The 18,790-nt window shown below is 72.7% G+C and carries 16 protein-coding genes; 12 read left to right on the forward strand and 4 right to left on the reverse strand.

Annotation, left to right across the window (positions count from 1 at the left end):
* Positions 1-87 precede the first annotated feature (87 nt).
* Both AOQ53_RS11840 and hemW read left to right on the forward strand, forming a co-directional pair.
* Positions 88-2,409: a SpoIIE family protein phosphatase gene (locus tag AOQ53_RS11840; protein ID WP_236711665.1), complete on the forward strand. Its 2,322-nt coding sequence runs from the start codon at positions 88-90 to the stop codon at positions 2,407-2,409.
* 27 nt (positions 2,410-2,436) lie between these two features.
* On the forward strand, positions 2,437-3,669 hold the full coding sequence (gene hemW, locus AOQ53_RS11845; protein WP_059416972.1) for a radical SAM family heme chaperone HemW: 1,233 nt from the start codon (positions 2,437-2,439) through the stop codon (positions 3,667-3,669).
* 109 nt (positions 3,670-3,778) lie between these two features.
* Here hemW and AOQ53_RS11850 read toward each other — a convergent pair whose 3' ends face one another.
* Both AOQ53_RS11850 and AOQ53_RS11855 read right to left on the reverse strand, forming a co-directional pair.
* Positions 3,779-4,588: a DUF3097 domain-containing protein gene (locus AOQ53_RS11850; RefSeq protein WP_059416973.1), complete on the reverse strand. Its 810-nt coding sequence runs from the start codon at positions 4,586-4,588 to the stop codon at positions 3,779-3,781.
* Between the two features lie 31 nt (positions 4,589-4,619).
* Positions 4,620-5,351, reverse strand: a complete 732-nt coding sequence (locus AOQ53_RS11855; RefSeq protein ID WP_059416974.1) for an MBL fold metallo-hydrolase — start codon at positions 5,349-5,351, stop codon at positions 4,620-4,622.
* 171 nt (positions 5,352-5,522) lie between these two features.
* Between AOQ53_RS11855 and hrcA the strand changes: the two genes are divergently transcribed.
* The 10 genes from hrcA to AOQ53_RS11905 all read left to right on the forward strand — a co-directional run bounded on the left by hrcA (position 5,523) and on the right by AOQ53_RS11905 (position 16,383).
* Positions 5,523-6,539: a heat-inducible transcriptional repressor HrcA gene (gene hrcA, locus AOQ53_RS11860; protein WP_059416975.1), complete on the forward strand. Its 1,017-nt coding sequence runs from the start codon at positions 5,523-5,525 to the stop codon at positions 6,537-6,539.
* Positions 6,539-7,675, forward strand: coding sequence for a molecular chaperone DnaJ (gene dnaJ / locus AOQ53_RS11865; protein WP_059416976.1), 1,137 nt, complete (start codon positions 6,539-6,541; stop codon positions 7,673-7,675). Before hrcA ends, dnaJ begins: the two co-directional genes overlap by 1 nt.
* A gap of 100 nt (positions 7,676-7,775) precedes the next feature.
* On the forward strand, positions 7,776-8,852 hold the full coding sequence (locus tag AOQ53_RS11870; RefSeq protein WP_059416977.1) for a nitronate monooxygenase: 1,077 nt from the start codon (positions 7,776-7,778) through the stop codon (positions 8,850-8,852).
* Complete coding sequence (locus tag AOQ53_RS11875) at positions 8,849-9,589, forward strand: 16S rRNA (uracil(1498)-N(3))-methyltransferase (protein WP_059416978.1); 741 nt, start codon at positions 8,849-8,851, stop codon at positions 9,587-9,589. The genes AOQ53_RS11870 and AOQ53_RS11875 overlap by 4 nt, the downstream gene beginning before the upstream one ends.
* Positions 9,590-9,606: 17 nt before the next feature.
* Positions 9,607-9,999 carry a VOC family protein gene (locus AOQ53_RS11880; RefSeq protein ID WP_059416979.1) on the forward strand — a complete coding sequence of 131 codons (393 nt, stop codon included), beginning with the start codon at positions 9,607-9,609 and terminating at the stop codon, positions 9,997-9,999.
* A 111-nt stretch (positions 10,000-10,110) separates the two neighbouring features.
* Positions 10,111-10,668, forward strand: a complete 558-nt coding sequence (locus tag AOQ53_RS11885) for a hypothetical protein (RefSeq protein ID WP_078945274.1) — start codon at positions 10,111-10,113, stop codon at positions 10,666-10,668.
* A gap of 72 nt (positions 10,669-10,740) precedes the next feature.
* Positions 10,741-13,980 (forward strand): S41 family peptidase, encoded by a 3,240-nt coding sequence (locus tag AOQ53_RS11890; protein WP_059416981.1) that lies wholly within the window; start codon positions 10,741-10,743, stop codon positions 13,978-13,980.
* Positions 13,981-14,104: 124 nt separating this feature from the next.
* Positions 14,105-14,458, forward strand: coding sequence for a histidine triad nucleotide-binding protein (locus AOQ53_RS11895; protein ID WP_059416982.1), 354 nt, complete (start codon positions 14,105-14,107; stop codon positions 14,456-14,458).
* Between the two features lie 6 nt (positions 14,459-14,464).
* Complete coding sequence (locus AOQ53_RS11900) at positions 14,465-15,370, forward strand: ribonuclease Z (protein ID WP_059416983.1); 906 nt, start codon at positions 14,465-14,467, stop codon at positions 15,368-15,370.
* Between the two features lie 20 nt (positions 15,371-15,390).
* Positions 15,391-16,383, forward strand: coding sequence for an adenosine deaminase (locus tag AOQ53_RS11905; RefSeq protein WP_059416984.1), 993 nt, complete (start codon positions 15,391-15,393; stop codon positions 16,381-16,383).
* A gap of 33 nt (positions 16,384-16,416) precedes the next feature.
* Here the strand turns inward: AOQ53_RS11905 and AOQ53_RS11910 are convergent, their stop codons facing one another.
* Both AOQ53_RS11910 and AOQ53_RS11915 read right to left on the reverse strand, forming a co-directional pair.
* Positions 16,417-17,730, reverse strand: a complete 1,314-nt coding sequence (locus tag AOQ53_RS11910) for an MFS transporter (protein ID WP_059416985.1) — start codon at positions 17,728-17,730, stop codon at positions 16,417-16,419.
* Positions 17,731-17,933: 203 nt separating this feature from the next.
* A complete protein-coding gene (locus tag AOQ53_RS11915; protein ID WP_059416986.1) occupies positions 17,934-18,713 on the reverse strand; it encodes an IclR family transcriptional regulator in 780 nt (259 codons plus the stop codon).
* Positions 18,714-18,790 lie beyond the last annotated feature (77 nt).

Below are 18,790 nucleotides of genomic sequence, written 5' to 3' on the forward strand. Positions count from 1 at the left end.
CTGCCCGGGGAGCTGTCCATGGGGGCCATTCCGACGCAACGGGAGACCGCTTCCCGTGCCTCAGAGGCGCCTGCCCACGCTTCGGAGATGCCGGTGCCCGTGCACGACGGGGCCGTCTCCGAGGAGAGCGCACTGTCTTCCGAGGCGCCGGGGCTCGCATCCGAGGCGCCCGTGCCGAGTGCTGATGCGCACGTGCTCGCATCCGAGGAGCCCGTGCCGAGTGCTGATGCGCACGTGCTCGCATCCGAGGAGCCCGTGCTCGTACCCGAGACTCCCGTGCCCGCATCCGGGGAGCCCGTGGCCGCATCCGAGGCGTCCGTGATCGCCTCAGAGGCGCGTGAGAAGGAGCGCGCGCGGGCGTACGCGACCCTGTCCGGCAGCTCCCTCGCGCCGGGCTCCGCCCGCGCCCTGGTGCGTACGGCGCTCGCCGAGTGGACCGGGCTCGGACTGCCCGGGGCCGAGCACCTCACCGACCGGCTCGCCGACGACGCCCTGCTCGTCGTCAGCGAACTCGTCACCAACGCCGTCGTGCACGCCGGCACCGACGTCGAGCTGGAGTGCCGGCTGGAAGCCGACGGCAAGGACACCGCCGCGCTCGTCGTCGAGGTCTCCGACCACCACCCCTCACGCGCCCCGCGCGGCGGCGAGCCGGAAACGCCGCACGACACCCCGGAGTACGGGCGCGGCCTGCGGCTCGTCGGCGCGCTCTGCGAGGCCTGGGGCATCACGTACCGCACGGGTAGGAAGACCGTCTGGGCGCGGTTGCCCGCCGGGGGTTGCGCGGCGGCCGAGCAGATCGAGGCGTACGCCGGGGAGCACGCGCTGGCGCGCGGGTTGCGGATGGCGGAGATCCTGGCACCGGAGCCGCCCCACGGAGAAGGCGACCGGGAGGGTGGCCGGGGCCGGCGGCGTGCCGCACGTGGCGCGAACGAGCGACAGGGCGGGCATCCCCTGCGGGACCCGCCTGATGCACGGGACTGGCGCGAAACCCGGGACCGGCATGACCCCGGTGGCTCCCGCGACCTGCGCGACTGGCACGACCTGCGCGACTGGCGGGACCGCTACGAGGACTGCGACGGCCGTGACGGACGCGACGGCGCCTGGCTGGGCCGCGGTGCCCTCTCCTTCCTCGCCGAGGCCTCCGACCTCCTCGCCGGACAGCTGGACGAGGACCTGGTCGCCGCCCTCGCCGGGCAGTTGATCGTGCCCCGGCTGGCCGACTGGTGCGCGGTGTGGCTGGAGGACGAGGCCACCGGCGGCGGCTGGGGCGGCGGGGCCGGAGCGGGCGGGCCCCGGCTGGCCCGGGTCTGGCACGGCAGCGAGAACCGCATCGAGGAGCTGCGCCGGGCCCTGGAGAAGGACGCGCCGCACCCGTCCGACCCGTCAGGGTCCGGGCCGGTCGACTACCCCTGGCCCGGCGAGGCGCTCGGTGACGAGCCCGGCGGGCCGGGCTCGGCCCTCGCGTACCGGCTCGTCGCCGGCGGACGCCCGCTGGGCACCCTCGTCATCGGACGGTCCGGTGCCGCCGGTTTCCCCGACGAGATCACCGGCCTCGTCGAGGACCTCAGCCGCCGGGTCGCGCTCGCCATCGGCGCGGCCCGCCAGTACGCCCGCCAGGCCACCATCAGCGCCGTGCTCCAGCGCGGACTGCTGCCCGGCGCCGTGGCCGAGATCCCCGGGGTACGCAGCGCCCTCGTCTACGAGCCGTGCGACAAGGGAGGGCCCAGCGGCGACTTCTACGACCTGTTCCCGGCCGGTGACGGCCGCTGGTGCTTCGCCGTCGGCGACGTCCAGGGCAAGGGCCCCGAGGCCGCCGTCGTGATCGGCCTGGCCCGGCCCTGGCTGCGGTTGCTGGCCCGGGAGGGCTACCGGGTCGCCGACGTGCTCGACCGCCTCAACCAGCTCCTGCTCGACGACGCCACGGAGGCCGCGGACGCGGCGGCCCGCGCGCTGGTGGCCGCGGGCGCCCGTCCGACCCAGCCCGGTGACGGCCCTCAGACGCGCTTCCTGTCTCTGCTGTACGGCGAACTGGTCCCCTTCGACGGTGGCGTCCGCTGCACCGTCGCCTCCGCCGGGCACCCGCTGCCCCTGCTGCTCGGGACGGGCGGCGAGGTCCACACGGCCGCACAGCCCCAGACCCTCCTGGGCGTCGTCGAGGACGCCACCTACACCAGTGAGACCTTCGAGCTGCGGTCCGGCGACACGCTGCTGTGCGTCACCGACGGTGTGACCGAGCGCCGCTCCGGGTCCCGCCAGTTCGACGACGGGGACGGGCTCGCGGCGGCGCTGGCCGGGTGCGCGGGTCTGGACGCCGAGCTGATAGCCGAGCGGATCAGGCGGCTTGTGCACGAGTTCGGGGCGCGGCCCCCGGCGGACGATCTGGCGCTGCTGGTGCTCCAGGCGGAGTGACCGCCCGGGTGCTGGACAATGGAACGTATGCCTTCCGCACTCCCCGACGGTGAGCCCGTCCCCGACGACGGCGCGCTGCCCGAGTCCGCCCTCGCCGGGGCCGCCGACCGCCCGCTCGGGTTCTACCTGCACGTTCCGTACTGCGCGACCCGCTGCGGCTACTGCGACTTCAACACCTACACGGCGACCGAGCTGCGCGGCACCGGTGGCGTGCTGGCCTCGCGGGACAACTACGCCGAGACGCTGGCCGACGAGATCCGGCTGGCGCGGAAGGTGCTGGGGGACGATCAGCGGCCCGTTCGCACGGTGTTCGTGGGCGGGGGTACGCCGACGCTGCTCGACGCCGGCGACCTGGTGCGGATGCTCGCGGCCGTCCGCGACGAGTTCGGGCTCGCGCAGGACGCCGAGGTCACGACCGAGGCGAACCCGGAGTCGGTCGATCCGAGGTATCTGGCGGCGCTGCGCGAGGGGGGCTTCAACCGGATCTCTTTCGGGATGCAGAGTGCGCGGCAGCATGTGCTGAAGGTGCTGGACCGCACGCACACGCCGGGGCGGCCGGAGGCGTGTGTCGAGGAGGCCCGGGCGGCCGGTTTCGAGCATGTGAATCTCGATCTGATCTACGGCACGCCGGGGGAGTCCGACGACGACTGGCGGGCCTCGCTCGACGCGGTGCTGGGGGCCGGGCCCGACCATGTCAGTGCCTACGCCCTGATCGTCGAGGAGGGGACGCAGCTGGCTCGTCGGATCCGCCGGGGCGAGGTGCCGATGACCGACGACGATGTGCATGCCGACCGGTACCTGATCGCGGACGAGGTTCTCTCGGGCGCGGGCTTCGAGTGGTACGAGGTGTCGAACTGGGCGACCTCGGAGGCGGGGCGCTGCCTGCACAACGAGCTGTACTGGCGGGGGGCCGACTGGTGGGGGGCCGGGCCCGGGGCGCACAGTCATGTGGGTGGGGTGCGGTGGTGGAACGTGAAGCATCCCGGTGCGTATGCGGGGGCGCTGGCGGCGGGGCGGTCGCCGGGGGCCGGACGTGAGGTGCTGTCGGAGGAAGACCGGCGGGTCGAGCGGATCCTGCTGGAGCTGCGGCTTCGGGAGGGCGTGCCGTTGTCGTTGCTGCGGGAGGAGGGGCTTGCGGCTGCGCGGCGGGCGTTGTCGGACGGGCTTCTGCAGGAAGGGCCGTACGAGGAAGGTCGGGCTGTGCTGACGCTGCAGGGGCGGTTGCTGGCGGATGCGGTGGTTCGGGACCTCGTGGACTGAGGTGCGCGGCGTTGGTACTGGGGCCGGGGCGTCGCACGGCCCGGCGTAGCCGGGTGCCGCTGCGCCCACCCGTGCCGCCCTGGCGGCACGATCGCCCGCAGCTCAGCACCTACGCCGGCGTCGTCACGAAGTCGATCAGTTCCTCCACCCTGCCCAGCAGTTCCGGCTCCAGGTCCTTGTACGACCGGACACCCGACAGGATCCGCTGCCAAGCCGCGCCCGTGTTCTCCGGCCAGCCCAGCGCCCGGCACACCCCCGTCTTCCAGTCCTGGCCGCGCGGGACCCGAGGCCATGCCTCGATGCCCAGGGACGACGGTTTCACCGCCTCCCAGATGTCGATGTAGGGATGGCCGACGACCAGGGCGTGGTCGCTCGTCACCGACTCGGCGATGCGCCACTCCTTGCTGCCCGGCACCAGGTGGTCCACCAGGACGCCGAGGCGGGCGTCGGGGCCGGGGGCGAAGGACTCGACGATGGACGGCAGGTCGTCGACGCCCTCCAGGTACTCCACGACCACGCCCTCGATGCGCAGGTCGTCGCCCCAGACCTTCTCGACCAGCTCGGCGTCGTGCCGGCCCTCGACGTAGATGCGGCCGGCGCGTGCCACGCGTGCGCGGGCACCGGGGACGGCAACCGAACCGGACGCCGTGCGGGTGGGACGTGCGGGGCCGCCCGGCGAAGGGCGGATCAGTGTCACGGCCCTGCCCTCCAAGAGGAAGCCGCGCGGCTCCATGGGGAACACCCGGTGCTTGCCGAAGCGGTCCTCCAGTGTCACCGTGCCCGCCTCGCAGCGGATCACCGCGCCGCAGAAGCCGGTCCCGGCCTCCTCGACGACCAGACCCGGCTCCGCCGGAACCTCGGGCACCGGCTGCTGCGGCTTCTTCCACGACGGGGTCAGATCGGGTGAGTACTGGCGCATTCGAATGACGATAGGAGAAGCCGGGGGGTGGTCACGGAGACACGCCGAAACGCGCCGCCAGCGTGTCCCGCTGGGCGCGGACGAACGCCGCGTCCACCACCGCTCCGTGACCGGGCACGTACAGCGCGTCCTCCCCGCCCAGGTCGAGCAGCCGGCCCAGGGCGGCCGGCCAGTGCGACGGCACGGCGTCGGGGCCCGCCTGCGGCTCGCCGGACTCCTCGACCAGATCGCCGCAGAACACCACCTCCGGATCCCCCGGCACCAGCACCGCCAGATCGTGCGCGGTGTGCCCGGGGCCCACGTTCGCCAGCAGCACCTGGCGCCCGCCGCCCAGGTCGAGGGTCCACTCGCCGGAGACCAGGTGGCGGGGCGCGACCAGCCGGTCCGCAGACTCCTGCGCGGTGGTCTCCGCCAGGCCGTTGCGTACCGCGTCGGCGCGCAGCTCCTGGCGGTCCCGTACGCGCGTCAGCACCGCGTCCACGCCCACCGCGCCGAACACCTCAGCGTCCGTGAAGGCCGCGACCCCGAAGACGTGGTCGAAGTGGGGATGGGTCAGCGCGAGATGCGTCACATGGTGACCGGTGAGGGACTGCGCCTGCTCGCGCAACCGCGCGCCCTCGGCCGGGCTCGACCCCGCGTCGATCACGAGTACCGCGCCCTCACCGACGACCAGCCCCGCCGTGCAGTCCCACACCGGAAGCCGGCACCGCCCCACCCCGGCGGCCACGCGCTCCCACCCGAGCTCTTCCCAAGTCACCGTCATACGGCGACGCTAGCGGTGACCCCCGCCCGGGGCACGACGGCATGCGACCAGCCTTGCCGGGGGTGTACCCCACCGCCGTACACTGGGCGGGGAATGCTGGCACTCGCACGCGCAGAGTGCCAGGCACGACAGGCAGGACACCAGGCGGACGACTTCTGGAGGTGTGCGCGAATGCTCAGTGAACGCAGGCTGCAGGTGCTGCGCGCCATCGTCCAGGACTACGTCGGCACCGAGGAGCCGGTCGGCTCCAAGGCCCTCACCGAGCGGCACAACCTCGGCGTCTCCCCGGCCACCGTCCGCAACGACATGGCGGCCCTCGAGGACGAGGGGTACATCGCCCAGCCGCACACCAGCGCCGGGCGCATCCCCACCGACAAGGGCTACCGGCTGTTCGTGGACAAGCTGGCCGGTGTCAAGCCGATGACCGCGCCCGAGCGGCGCGCGATCCAGAACTTCCTCGAGGGTGCCGTCGACCTCGACGACGTCGTGGCGCGTACGGTACGGCTGCTGGCCCAGCTCACACGCCAGGTCGCCGTCGTGCAGTACCCGTCGCTGACCCGCTCGACCGTGCGGCATGTGGAGTTGCTCTCCCTCGCGCCCGCGCGCGTGATGCTCGTGCTGATCACGGACACCGGGCGGGTCGAGCAGCGCGTGGTCGACTGCCCGGCACCCTTCGGCGAGGCCTCGCTCGCGGATCTGCGCGCGCGGCTCAACAGCCGTGTGGCGAACCGCCGTTTCACGGATGTGCCGAGTCTGGTGGAGGATCTGCCGGAGGCGTTCGAGCACGAGGACCGGGGTACGGTCTCCATGGTGCTCTCCACACTTCTGGAGACGCTCGTCGAGGAGAACGAGGAGCGGCTGATGATCGGCGGCACCGCCAACCTGACCCGCTTCGGGCATGACTTTCCCCTCACGATCCGGCCGGTGCTGGAGGCGCTTGAGGAGCAGGTGGTGCTCCTCAAGCTGCTCGGCGAGGCGAAGGATCCGGGCGTGACCGTACGTATCGGTCATGAGAACGCCCACGAAGGACTCAACTCCACGTCCGTCGTGTCGGTCGGCTACGGTTCGGGCGGCGAAGCTGTCGCCAAGCTCGGCGTGGTCGGACCGACCCGCATGGACTACCCGGGAACGATGGGAGCGGTACGCGCAGTGGCACGGTACGTCGGACAGATCCTGGCGGAGTCGTAGTGGCCACGGACTACTACGCCGTACTCGGCGTGCGCCGCGACGCGTCGCAGGAAGAGATCAAGAAGGCCTTCCGGCGGCTCGCGCGCGAGCTGCACCCGGACGTCAACCCCGATCCGAAGACCCAGGAGCGGTTCAAGGAGATCAACGCCGCTTACGAGGTGCTGTCGGACCCGCAGAAGAAGCAGGTCTACGACCTCGGCGGCGACCCGCTCTCGCAGGCCGGTGGCGGCGGCGCGGGCGGCTTCGGGGCCGGCGGCTTCGGGAACTTCTCGGACATCATGGACGCGTTCTTCGGCACGGCGTCGCAGCGCGGTCCGCGCTCGCGCACCCGCCGCGGCCAGGACGCGATGATCCGTATCGAGATCGAGCTCGACGAGGCGGCCTTCGGCACGACGAAGGACATCCAGGTCGACACGGCGGTCGTGTGCAACACCTGCAGCGGTGAGGGCGCGGCGCCGGGGACCACGGCCCAGACGTGTGACATGTGTCGCGGCCGCGGTGAGGTGTCACAGGTCACGCGGTCCTTCCTCGGTCAGGTCATGACCTCGCGGCCCTGCCCGCAGTGCCAGGGCTTCGGCACGGTCGTCCCGACCCCCTGCCCGGAGTGCGCCGGTGACGGCCGCGTCCGCTCCCGCCGCACGCTGACCGTGAAGATCCCGGCCGGTGTCGACAACGGCACGCGGATCCAGCTCGCCGGTGAGGGCGAGGTCGGTCCCGGCGGCGGTCCCGCGGGCGACCTGTACGTCGAGATCCACGAACTGCCCCACTCGCAGTTCCAGCGCCGCGGCGACGACCTGCACTGCACGGTCACGCTCCCGATGACGGCGGCCGCCCTCGGCACGAAGGTGCCGCTGGAGACGCTGGACGGCCTGGAGGAGGTCGACATCCGCCCGGGCACCCAGTCCGGCCAGTCGATCCCGCTGCACGGCCGCGGTGTCACGCACCTGCGCGGCGGCGGACGCGGCGACCTCATCGTCCACGTCGAGGTCCAGACCCCGAGCAAGCTGGACGTCGAGCAGGAGCGCCTGCTGCGCGAGCTGGCCAAACTGCGCGGCGAGGAGCGCCCGCAGGGGCAGTTCCAGCCGGGGCAGCAAGGGTTGTTCTCGCGGTTGAAGGACGCGTTCAACGGGCGGTGACGTCGGGTCCCCTGGGGGTCGGCAGGTGCCTGTTCCTCTGGTCTATGCCACACGGCAGGCCGGTTTCGGAGTTGTTCGGAGGACGTGACAACATGCGGTCATGTCCTCCGCGCTGACCGATCTCTTCCCGCACCCGATCGTGCAGGCCCCCATGGCGGGCGGCGTCTCCGTACCGAAGCTCGCCGCCGCCGTGTGCGAGGCGGGCGGGCTCGGGTTCCTCGCCGCCGGGTACAAGACCGCCGACGGGATGTACCAGGAGATCAAGCAGCTCCGCAGCCTCACCGGCAGGCCCTTCGGAGTGAACCTCTTCATGCCGCAGCCGGAGTACGCCGACCCCGCCGCCATCGACGTCTACGCCCACCAGTTGGCCGGCGAGGCCTCCTGGTACGAGGCCGAGCTCGGCGACCCCGACAGCGGCCGCGACGACGGCTACGAGACCAAGCTCGCGGTCCTGCGCGACAACCCCGTGCCCGTGGTGTCGTTCCACTTCGGCACGCCGAGCCGGGAGGTCGTCGACGCCCTGCACCGGGTCGGCACCTTCGTCCTGGTCACCGCCACCACCCCCGACGAGGCCCGGGCCGTCGAGCGGGCGGGCGCCGACGCGGTCATCGCGCAGGGCGTCGAGGCCGGCGGCCACCAGGGCACGCACCGGGACATCCCCGAGACGGACGGTTCCGGCATCGGGCTGCTGTCGCTGGTCGCCCAGATCCGGGAGACCGTGAGCATCCCGATCATCGCCGCCGGCGGCATCATGCGCGGCGGCCAGATCGCCGCGGTCCTCGCGGCGGGCGCGAGCGCGGCCCAGCTCGGCACCGCCTTCCTCGCCACGGCCGAGTCGGGCGCGAACGCCCTGCACAAGCAGGCGCTGACCAACCCCCTGTTCGTCCGTACGGAGTTGACCCGGGCCTTCTCCGGGCGCCCGGCGCGCGGTCTCGTCAACCGCTTCCTGCGTGAGCACGGCCCGTACGCCCCCGCCGCCTATCCCGAGATCCACCACCTCACCTCGCCGCTGCGCAAGGCCGCCGCCAAGGCGGGGGACGCGCAGGGCATGGCGCTGTGGGCGGGACAGGGGCACTGGATGGCGCGGGAGCTGCCGGCCGGACAGCTGGTGGAGGTGCTGGCCGGTGAACTCGCCGCGGCGTGGACAGCGTTGTCGGGCGGAGGCGGAGTCCGATGACAGCTCCGGTATTCGTGGTCGAGCACTTCGACGCGGGCGGGGGCGGCCGCTATGTCCTCGACGGTCCCGAAGGACGGCACGCCGTCTCCGTGAAGCGGCTGCGGCCCGGTGAGGACGTCGTCCTCACGGACGGGGCCGGGCGCTGGGCGGACGGTGTCGTGCTCGACACCGAGGGCAAGGACCGGCTGATCGTCCGGCTGGACCCGGTGACCGAGGAGCCGCAGGCGCAGCCCCGGGTGACCGTCGTCCAGGCGCTGCCCAAGGGTGACCGCGGGGAGCTGGCCGTCGAGATGATGACCGAGGTCGGCGTCGACGCGATCGTGCCGTGGGCGGCGGCGCGCTGCATCACGCAGTGGAAGGGCGAGCGCGGGGCGAAGGCGCTGGGGAAGTGGCGGGCCACCGCCCGGGAGGCCGGCAAGCAGTCGCGCCGGGTCAGGTTCCCCGAGGTCGCCGAGACGGCTACGACCAAGCAGGTCGCGGCGCTGCTGGCGGGGGCGGAGTTCGCTGCCGTGCTGCACGAGAGCGGGGACTCGCCGCTGGCGACGGCCGGACTGCCGTCGTCCGGTGAGATCGTGCTGGTGGTGGGGCCCGAAGGGGGCGTGGCGCCGGAAGAGTTGGCGCTGTTCGGGGAAGCGGGGGCCGAGGCGTTTCGCCTCGGGCGCAGTGTGCTGCGCACATCGACTGCCGGGACCGCGGCCGCGGCCGTGCTCCTGGCACGCACCGGCCGCTGGACCTGACCCCTCTCGGAGGCACCGTGGAACTCGCACAGGTACGACTGCTCGTGACCGACTTCGCCGCCTGTTACCGCTTCTACGGCGAGGTTCTCGGCCTCAAGCCGCAGTCGGGGGCGGCGGACGGGCCGTACGAGAAGTTCAGCCCCGCGGCGGGCTCCGCGGGAATCGCGTTGCAGGACCGCTCGGTGATGGCCGAAGTGCTCGACGAGTTGGGCGACTCGGCGAACGGCCACCGCTCCCTGGTCGTCCTGCGCGTCGACGCCCTCGACGCGTACTGCGAGGAGATCACGATGCGCGGCGCCACGATCCTCCACGGCCCGGCCCTCCTGACCGACCGCCTGCGCGTCGCCCACCTCAAGGACCCGGAGGGCAACTTGGTGGAACTCCAGGAATGGCTGCTGCTGCGCGGCTGACGGCTTGCCTGCGCGCATACGCCGGGCTGCGCAACGCCCCGCTCCCGCAACAACGCCGGGTGGCCATTTGCGCTCTACCGCCCCGCCCCCGACGGTGGCAGGCTGCCCTCCATGGGGGCATTGAGGAGGAACTGGCGGGGGCCGCGCAGTCGTAGGGTGACGGTCGCGGTGGCATTCGCGCTGGCTGCCGTCGGCGGCGCGGTCGCGTGTGAACCCGGTGCCGGGATCAGCTCCGCGTCCGTCGCGTACACCACCGACGAGACCGTCACCAAGGAACTCAACCGGCAGAAGGCGGGCGTGCGGTGGCTGACGTGCACCGCTTCCTACGGGGACTCCGGCCAGGGCGGGAAGCCGTCGCCCTCGGCGAGTGAGAAGACCGTCGCCACCGTCGACTGCGAGGGCGAGACGGACGACGGGAAGGACATCACCGTCGACGGCAAGGTCACCCACGCGGTGGACGGTGCCTGTGTGCGCGGGAACATCACCGCCAAGGTGGACGGCAAGGTGTGGTTCGAGGTCGACGGGCTCGGCGACTGCAACTCCACCAGCCCGCCGCCCGTGGGGGGCGGGCCCACGAACGGGCAGCCCGGCCCCACCGTCACCGTGACCGTCACCCAGACCATCTGGTGCGATCGGTACCCCGACTGCCGGCCCGTCGAGGGCAAGTGACGTGCGCCAGAGGCGAACGGCAAGTGATCCGAAGTCTGTCCCCGGGACGCCGTCCCTGCATAGGGTGATCGGGTGACACAGTCCGCATCGCCTGCTTACCTCCGGTTCCCCCACGTGCACGGTGACCTGGTCGCCTTCACCGCCGAGGACGACGTGTGGCTCGCTCCTCTCGACGGCGGACGGGCCTGGCGGGTCAGCGCCGACAACGTGCCGGTGACCCTGCCCCGAATCTCGCCCGACGGCACCACCGTCGCCTGGACCTCCACCCGCGACGGCGCCCCCGAGGTGCACATCGCTCCGGTCGACGGAGGCCCCGCCAAGCGCCTGACGTACTGGGGCAGTCTCAAGACCCAGGTGCGCGGCTGGACCCCGGACGGCGAGGTACTCGCGATCAGTTCCCAGGGACAGGCGAGCCTGCGCCGCACCTGGGCGCGTGCCGTTCCGCTCGACGGCGGTCCGGCCACCACCCTGCCGTACGGGCCGGTCGGTGACATCGCCTACGGGCCGAGTGTCGTCCTGCTGTCCGCGCCGATGGGGCGCGAGGCCGCCTGGTGGAAGCGGTACCGGGGCGGTACGGCGGGCAAGTTGTGGATCGACCGGGAGGGCGACGGGGAGTTCGTCCGGCTGCACGAGGAACTCGACGGGAACATCGAGTACCCGCTGTGGGTGGGGGACCGTACCGCCTTCCTGTCCGATCACGAGGGCACCGGCGCGCTGTACTCCTCCCTCGCCGACGGATCAGACCTGCGGCGGCACACCCCGCATGGGGGCACCTCCCGCTCGAGCGAAGCCGAGAGTGGGGGAGGCTTCTACGCCCGGCACGCAGCGACCGACGGCACCCGTGTCGTCTACTCCAGCGCCGGTGAGCTGTGGGTGCTGGACGACCTGGACGGGGCCGAACCGCGGCGGCTCGACGTGCGGCTCGGCGGGCAGCGCGTCGATCTCCAGCCGTTCCCGGTCAACGCCTCCCGGTGGTTCGGGTCGGCGTCCCCGGATCACACCGCGCGCGGCAGTGCCGTGTCCGTGCGCGGGTCCGTCCACTGGGTCACCCACCGCTCCGGCCCGGCCCGCGCGCTGGCCGCGACGCCCGGGGTGCGGGCCCGGATGCCGCAGGCGTTCCGCGCGGACGGCGAGGAGTGGGTCGTGTGGGTGACGGACGCCGAGGGCGACGACGCCCTGGAGTTCGCCCCCGCCACCGGTCTCGCCCCGGGGGCGACACCGCGCCGGCTCGCCGCCGGGCAGCTCGGCAGGGTGCTGGACCTCGCCATGGCACCGGACGGCAGCCGCGCGGCCGTGGCCTCCCACGACGGTCGCCTGCTGCTCGTCGAGAGGGAGACGGGCGAGCTGCGGGAGGTGGACCGCAGCGAGGACGGTGACGTGTCCGGGCTCGTCTTCTCGCCCGACTCCTCCTGGCTCGCCTGGTCCCACCCCGGACCGCGGCCCCTGAGCCAGCTGAAGCTCGCCAACACCACCGACCTGTCGGTCACCGAGGCGACCCCGCTGCGCTTCCAGGACTACGCACCGGCGTTCACGACGGACGGCAAGCACCTCGCGTTCCTGTCGACCCGCTCCTTCGACCCGGTCTACGACGAGCACGTCTTCGACCTGGCCTTCGTGGAGGGCGCCCGGCCGTATCTGATCACGCTCGCGGCCACTACATCCTCCCCGTTCGGGCCGCAGCGGCACGGCCGGTCCTTCGAGACGCCCGACCGGGAGGAGACCCCCGACAGCGAGGGCACCCCCACCACCCGCATCGACCTCGAAGGCCTCGCCGACCGCATCGTGCCCTTCCCGGTCGAGGCCGCCCGCTACTCCAACCTGCGCGCCGCCAAGGACGGTGTCCTGTGGCTGCGCCACCCGGTCGCCGGTGTGCTCGGCGCGTCCCGGGCCACCCCGGACGACCCCGACCCCAAGTCCGAGCTGGAGCGGTACGACCTCGCCCAGCAGCGCGTCGAGCATCTCGCCGTCGACGCCGACCACTTCGAGGTCAGCGGCGACGGCAAGCGGGTGCTGCTGTGGACCGACGGACGGCTGAAGGTCGTCCCCAGCGACCGGCGCGCCTCGAACGACGACGACAGCGACACCAACATCACCATCGACCTGGGCCGCGTACGCCAGTTCGTCGACCCGGCCGCCGAGTGGCGGCAGATGTTCGACGAGAACGGCCGCATCATGCGGGACCACTTCTGGCGGCCTGACATGAGCGGCGTCGACTGGGCCGGCGTCCTCGACCGCTACCGGCCGGTCGTGGACCGGCTCGCCACCCACGACGACCTGGTCGACCTGCTGTGGGAGGTGCAGGGCGAACTCGGCACCTCACACGCCTACGTCACCCCGCGCGGCGGATTCGGCGGCGGTCCCCGCCAGGGTTTGCTCGGCGCCGACATCTCCCGCCACGAGGACGGAAGTTGGCGTGTCGACCGCATCCTGCCCTCCGAGACCTCCGATCCGGACGCCCGCAGCCCGCTGGCCGCACCCGGCGTCGCCGTACGCCCCGGGGACGCGATCCTCGCGATCGCCGGACAGCCGGTCGACCCGGTGGCCGGACCCGGTCCGCTGCTGATCGGCACGGCGGGCAAGCCGGTCGAGCTGACCATCTCCCCGTCCGGCGGCGGCGACCCGCGGCACGCCGTCGTCGTCCCGGTCGCGGACGAGGAGCCGCTGCGGTACCACGCCTGGGTCGCCGACCGGCGCGCCTACGTCCACGAGAAGTCCGGCGGCCGCCTCGGCTACCTCCACGTCCCGGACATGCAGGCGCCCGGCTGGGCCCAGATCCACCGTGACCTGCGCGTCGAGGTCGCCCGCGAGGGCCTGGTCGTCGACGTCCGCGAGAACCGCGGCGGCCACACCTCCCAGCTGGTCGTCGAGAAACTCGCCCGCCGTATCGTCGGCTGGGCCGTTCCCCGCGGCATGCGCCCCTACAGCTATCCCGAGGACGCCCCCCGCGGCCCCGTCGTGGCCGTCGCCAACGAGTTCTCCGGCTCCGACGGCGACATCGTCAACGCCGCGGTCAAGGCCCTGGGCCTGGGACCGGTCGTCGGTACCCGCACGTGGGGCGGCGTCATCGGCATCGACAGCCGCTACCGCCTGGTCGACGGCACCCTCGTCACCCAACCCAAGTACGCCTTCTGGCTGGAGGGCTACGAGTGGGGGGTGGAGAACCACGGGGTGGACCCGGATGTGGAGGTCCTTCAGCGTCCCCAGGATTACGCGGCGGGCAGGGACGCCCAGCTGGACGAGGCGATCCGTATCGCGCTGGAGAACCTGGAGAACAGTCCCGCTAAGACGCCCCCTGCTGTGCCGACCGATTAGCGGCGCGGGGCTGTGTCGAGGTGCGGCTCCGCCGCATGGGCGCGACCAGCCCCAACGCACCCGCACCCGACGACGATACGATGCCCGAGTCGGACACCACATTCGGCCAACCCCCGGAGGGAAAATGGCAGGGGAGCCACAGGGCGACTGCCTGTTCTGCAAGATCGTCGCCGGAACCATCCCGGCGACGATCGTCCGCGAGACGGACACCACCGTCGCGTTCCGCGACATCAACCCCCAGGCCCCCACGCACGTCCTGATCATCCCCAAGGCGCACCACGAGAACGCCGCCGCACTCGCCGCCGCCGACCCGGCCCTCACCGCGGACGTGCTCCGCGAGGCCCAGGCCGTCGCCGACGAGGAGAAGCTGGACAGTTACCGCCTCGTGTTCAACACCGGCAGCGGCGCCGGCCAGACGGTCTGGCACGTGCACGGTCACGTGCTCGGCGGCCGCGGTCTCGACTGGCCTCCGGGATGATCCGCCTTGTCCGTACGTGAACTCGTGGTGCTCGGCACCGCCAGCCAGGTCCCGACCCGACACCGCAACCACAACGGCTACCTGCTCCGCTGGGACGGCGAGGGCATCCTGTTCGACCCCGGCGAGGGCACGCAGCGCCAGATGGTGCGCGCCGGGGTCGCCGCGCACGACCTGAACCGGCTCTGCGTCACGCATTTCCACGGCGACCACGCGCTGGGCCTGCCCGGGGTCATCCAGCGCATCAACCTCGACCAGGTGCCGCACGAGATCACCGCCCACTACCCGAAGTCCGGGCAGCGCTTCTACGAGCGGCTTCAGTTCGCCACGCCCTACCGCGCGACCGTCTTCATCACCGAGGCCCCGGCCGACGGGGACGGCGTGCTCGCGGTCACGCCGTCGTACACGCTGGACACCCGCAGGCTGTCGCACTCGGTCGAGTCGTACGGCTACCGGATCATCGAGCACGACGGCCGCCGCATGCTGCCCGAGCGGCTCGCCGCGCACGGCATCAAGGGCCCGGATGTCGGCCGGATCCAGCGCGAGGGGTCGCTCGGCCCGGTCTCGCTCGACGACGTCAGCGAGGTGCGGCGCGGGCAGCGGTTCGCGTTCGTCATGGACACCCGGCTGTGCGACGGGGTGTACGCGCTCGCCGAGGGCTGCGACATGCTCGTCATCGAGTCGACCTTCCTCGACGAGGACGAGCAACTCGCCGTGGAGCACGGTCATCTGACGGCAGGGCAGGCCGCCCGGGTGGCCCGGGACGGTGGTGTGCGGCACCTGGTGCTGACCCACTTCAGCCAGCGCTACAACGACCCGGACGAGTTCGAGCGGCAGGCGCGGGCGGCGGGGTACGAGGGGGAGCTGACCGTGGCGCACGATCTGCTGAGGGTGCCGGTTCCGAAGCGTCGGTGACACGGCCGTACGATGAATTGATGTCCCTCCCCAAAGCCGAACTGCACCTTCATATCGAAGGCACCCTGGAACCGGAACTGGCCTTCGAGCTCGCCGCGCGCAATGGCGTCACGCTGCCGTACGCGGACACGGACGAGCTGCGCGAGGCGTACCGGTTCGAGGACCTCCAGTCGTTCCTGAACCTGTACTACGAGCTCATGGCCGTCCTGCGCACCGAGCGGGACTTCGAGGACCTGGCGAACGCCTACCTCGAACGCGCCGCCGCCCAGGGCGTGCGGCACGCGGAGATCTTCTTCGACCCGCAGGCCCACACCAGCCGCGGGCTGGAGCTCGGCACGGTCGTCGAGGGGCTGTGGCGGGCGCTGGGCGACAGCGAGTCCCGGCACGGCGTGTCGACCCGGCTGATCATGTGCTTCCTGCGCGACGAGTCCGCCGAGTCGGCCCTGGCGACCCTTCAGGCGGCCAAGCCGTACCTGGACCGGATCACCGGCGTCGGCCTCGACTCGGCCGAGGTCGGGCATCCGCCGGCGAAGTTCCGCGAGGTGTACGAGGCCGCCGCCGCGCTCGGGCTGCGGCGGGTCGCGCACGCCGGTGAGGAGGGGCCGCCGGAGTACATCACCGAGGCGCTGGACGTCCTCGGCGTCGAGCGGGTCGACCACGGGCTGCGCTGCGTGGAGGACCCGGCGCTGGTGGAGCGGCTGGTGCGGGAGCGGGTGCCGCTGACGCTGTGTCCCCTGTCGAACGTCCGGCTGCGGACCGTCGACACCCTCGCCGACCATCCGCTGCCCGCCATGCTGGACGCCGGCCTGATGTGCACGGTGAACTCGGACGATCCGGCGTACTTCGGCGGATACGCCGGTGACAACTTCGACGCCGTGCGCGACACCCTCGGCCTGAGCGAGGAGCGGCTGCGCGAGCTCGCCCGCAACTCCTTCCTCGCCTCGTTCCTGGAGGACGACGAGGAGCTGCGGGCGCGGTATCTCGCGGAGGTGGAGGCCTACGAGTTCCGCTGAGGAACCCGCGGCCTCAGAAGACCTCCGGTGGCCTCAGAGGACCTCCGACCCCGCCTTGCCGTAGGCGCGCTGGGCCGGGACGGCCGGGGTGTCCACGGTGATCTCCACCACCGGCTGTTCCGGAGCGCCGATCTCGGGGACCGTGCCGGTGGGGGTGCCCGTGGCGGCGGCGACCAGGGCGGCCGGGTGGCCGCCGCGGCGGCGGATCGCCCCGGCGAGCAGCGGGCGTCCGCTCGTGTGCAGGGCGACGGCGGTCATCGGCAGGGCGACCACCAGCAGGCCGGCGGCCAGGATCGCGCCCATGGCCGGGAACCCGGCCTGCGCGGACAGCAGGCTGCCGGTGAGCGGCCCGGCGGCCGTGCCCAGCGAGGACGCCGAGCCGACGAGCACCGCCCAGCGGCCGCGCGGATCGAGCGAGGCGGCGAGTCCGATCAGGTACGACAGCACCACCGGATACAGGGTGTTCCAGGCGATCTCGCCGGTCGCGAAGCTCGCCAGGTCGGTCGCGGAGGCGCTGAGCACGATGCAGCCGGCGATGAGGACCGTGCCCGCCCCGATCGGCACCGCGCGCCCCAGCCGCGCCCCGAGCGCGCCCGCCGCGAGGACGCCGGTCAGCCCGGCGCCCAGTGCCACGGCGAAGACGGCGCCGACGGTGGCCTCGCCGAGGTGGGCCTGGGTCAGCCCGATCTGGCCGCTCACGCCCCACAGGGAGTTCTGGGCGAGCGACCAGCACACCATGGCGGCGGCCAGCACCAGGCCCGAACGGGCGTGTGGCAGCCGGGCCTTGTGGTGCCGCGCGGGCGCGGCGGGCGTACCGGCGGGCAGACGGCCGGTCAGCGGCCACACGGCCAGGGCCGTGAGGGCGATCGCGGCCAGGGGCAGACCGTGCCCCGGGCCGAGGTGCGGGACCGTCAGATACACGGCGCCCGCGAGGGCGGAGACGGTGAGCAGCCCGGCAGTGGAGGCCCTGTGCGGGTCCCGCTGGGCGGCGATCAGGGTGGCGGCGACGGTGGTGGCCGTGCCGGATCCGAACCCGCCGACCACCGCACCGGCGACGACGGCCGGGACGGCGGTGGCCAGTGCGGCACCGCCGTAGCCGAGCAGGGCCAGTGCGAGCCCGAGCCGGGCGAGGGCGCGGGCCCCGATCCGTTCGACCCGTGAGGCCAGGGCGAATCCGGCGGTCGCCGAACTCAGCAGCAGCGCACTGCCGACGGCGCCGGCCTGGGTGGCGGAGAGCGGAAGGCCCGAGTCGAGTCTGCCGACGGTGGTCGGCAGCAGATACGGGGCGAGGTACCCGGCCGTGAAAAGGGCGACGAGGGGCCAGGGGGTGGTGCGGGGGGCGAACACGGGCGTTCCCAGGGCATGCGAAAGGAGCGGCGGAGGAGGGGGATTGGGCGACGACCGTCGACGGACAGGAACGCGCGGGCAATTTGTATCAAGCAAGTAGTCGTACGAGTTAACCCGGAGGGTGTGATGTGGCGCACGTTGCGTTTGGTGCGGTGAAGTCCGGGTAGACGAGCGCCTTTCCCGAGGTGGCGTAGAGGTTTCCGCTAACGCCAGTGCACCGACCCGGCCCCTGGAACCGTCGCCTCCACTTTTGCCCGGATCTCCCGCATCACGGCGACGATCCGCTCCTCGTGCTCCGGCGTGAGCCGGGCCACCGGCACCGAGCAGCTGATCGCGTCCTGTGCGGGGGTGTCGTAGCGCAGCGCGAACCCGAAGCCGACGATGCCGGTCACGCCCTCCTGCCGGTCCACGGACCAGCCGCGGGCCCGGACCCGGGCGAGGTCGGCCGCCAGGGACTCCCGGCTGGTGTGCGAGTTCGGGGTCAGCGCCTCGTACGGCCCCTCGGGCAGTTCCGCGTCCGGGCGTTCCGCCAGCAGGGCCTTGCCCAGGGCCCCGACGTGCGCGGGCAGTCGCCGGCCCACCCGGCTGATCGTGCGCAGGTACTCGTGCGACTCCCGCGTCGCCAGATACGCCACGTCCCGGCCGTCCAGCCGGCCCATGTGGATCGTCTCGCCGAGCGCCTCGGACGCCTCGTCGAGATACGGCCGTACGACCCGGACCCGCGGGTCGGAGTCGAGGTAGCTGGTGCCGGTGAGCAGTGCGCGGATGCCGATGCCGTACAGGGAGCCGGTGACGTCGGTGCGGACCCAGCCGCGCGAGATCAGGGTCTGGAGCAGCGCGTACATCGAGCTGCGCGGGACGCTGAGTTCGTCGGCCAGCTCCTGGAGCCGTGCCGGACGGTCGCCGCGCGCCGCGAGGAGTTCCAGCAACTCGACCGTGCGGGCCGCGGACTTCACTTCGCGGACGCCACCTGTGTCTGACATGCGCCGATCTTGACGTGCCCCCTGGCCTGGAGTCCAGGGATTCCGGCCTGGGACGGCCGCCCCTTCCGGGGGGGGGG

It is taken from the genome of Streptomyces azureus (assembly GCF_001270025.1).
GTDB lineage: Bacteria > Actinomycetota > Actinomycetes > Streptomycetales > Streptomycetaceae > Streptomyces > Streptomyces azureus.

Coding starts and splice junctions, on each gene's coding strand:
- AOQ53_RS11885 (WP_078945274.1), top strand. CDS start 10,111: ATGGGGGCATTGAGGAGGAACTGGCGGGGGCCGCGCAGTCGTAGGGTG.
- AOQ53_RS11875 (WP_059416978.1), top strand. CDS start 8,849: ATGACAGCTCCGGTATTCGTGGTCGAGCACTTCGACGCGGGCGGGGGC.
- hrcA (WP_059416975.1), top strand. CDS start 5,523: ATGCTCAGTGAACGCAGGCTGCAGGTGCTGCGCGCCATCGTCCAGGAC.
- AOQ53_RS11855 (WP_059416974.1), bottom strand. CDS start 5,351: ATGACGGTGACTTGGGAAGAGCTCGGGTGGGAGCGCGTGGCCGCCGGG.
- hemW (WP_059416972.1), top strand. CDS start 2,437: ATGCCTTCCGCACTCCCCGACGGTGAGCCCGTCCCCGACGACGGCGCG.
- AOQ53_RS11895 (WP_059416982.1), top strand. CDS start 14,105: ATGGCAGGGGAGCCACAGGGCGACTGCCTGTTCTGCAAGATCGTCGCC.
- AOQ53_RS11870 (WP_059416977.1), top strand. CDS start 7,776: ATGTCCTCCGCGCTGACCGATCTCTTCCCGCACCCGATCGTGCAGGCC.
- AOQ53_RS11905 (WP_059416984.1), top strand. CDS start 15,391: ATGTCCCTCCCCAAAGCCGAACTGCACCTTCATATCGAAGGCACCCTG.
- AOQ53_RS11840 (WP_236711665.1), top strand. CDS start 88: ATGCCGGTGCCCGTGCACGACGGGGCCGTCTCCGAGGAGAGCGCACTG.
- AOQ53_RS11850 (WP_059416973.1), bottom strand. CDS start 4,588: ATGCGCCAGTACTCACCCGATCTGACCCCGTCGTGGAAGAAGCCGCAG.
- AOQ53_RS11915 (WP_059416986.1), bottom strand. CDS start 18,713: ATGTCAGACACAGGTGGCGTCCGCGAAGTGAAGTCCGCGGCCCGCACG.